General features: G+C 46.8%; 1 pseudogene. It reads right to left on the bottom strand.

The annotated features are described in order from the left end of the window. Positions 1 to 489, bottom strand: a pseudogene (locus K5Q92_RS23860) (alkaline phosphatase); the annotation flags it as partial. Positions 490 to 709 lie beyond the last annotated feature (220 nt).

The raw sequence follows: 709 nt of genomic DNA on the forward strand, positions 1-709 counted from the left end.
AATCTGTGAGGTGACCACCACAGCAGTCGTCTTCCCCTGCGTTTTTGCCATCTCAAGTAGTGTGGGAAACGGCCCGTGCTGGTGGTCAACGGAGATTGCGCCAGTATAGCTCTAATAGCTAGTAGCGAGTGCCGTCGCTGCGGCTGCCGAGTCGGTGACATAGGTGTCATCGTCTGGATAGGTACTCGACATGCCGACCAGTAGCTTATCGAAGATAGTCTTCTCGACTCTTTGGGTTTGTGGGTTATCACTATAGTAGCGATAGGCACTGGTATAAGCTGGCCCCATACCGTCACCAATTAAGTAGATAATATTCTTAGGTAGGTATTCAGCTGCAATAATAGGTGCGAAGGGGTCGTCAGTTTCCGCAGCGGCCTCTTTGCTTAATAGCGCAGTACATAATAGAGCTGTACTTAATAGGTAGGCACTAAACAGACCTAGGTTTGAGTTAATAGCCGATAAGCGAGTTATCGAATTTGAGTTTGTCATGTCCAGACTGTCCTAAATATTCAAGAGTCTGTGGCTAACTTAAAGATTGATACTGTTAGCCACCGCCGTCACTAGTGGAATGTCACGTATGCTTTGTTTGGTCGGCTTGGTTCAAATTGAGCGCTAGCTTGCGCCGTATCCGGCTTTTTTAGATAGAGTTCAAGCCAGTTCTCCTGCTCCCATAGCATGTGCATAATTGACTCTTTTGCTTTATAGCTAT

It is taken from the genome of Shewanella sp. MBTL60-007, assembly GCF_019654915.1.
Classification (GTDB): domain Bacteria; phylum Pseudomonadota; class Gammaproteobacteria; order Enterobacterales; family Shewanellaceae; genus Shewanella.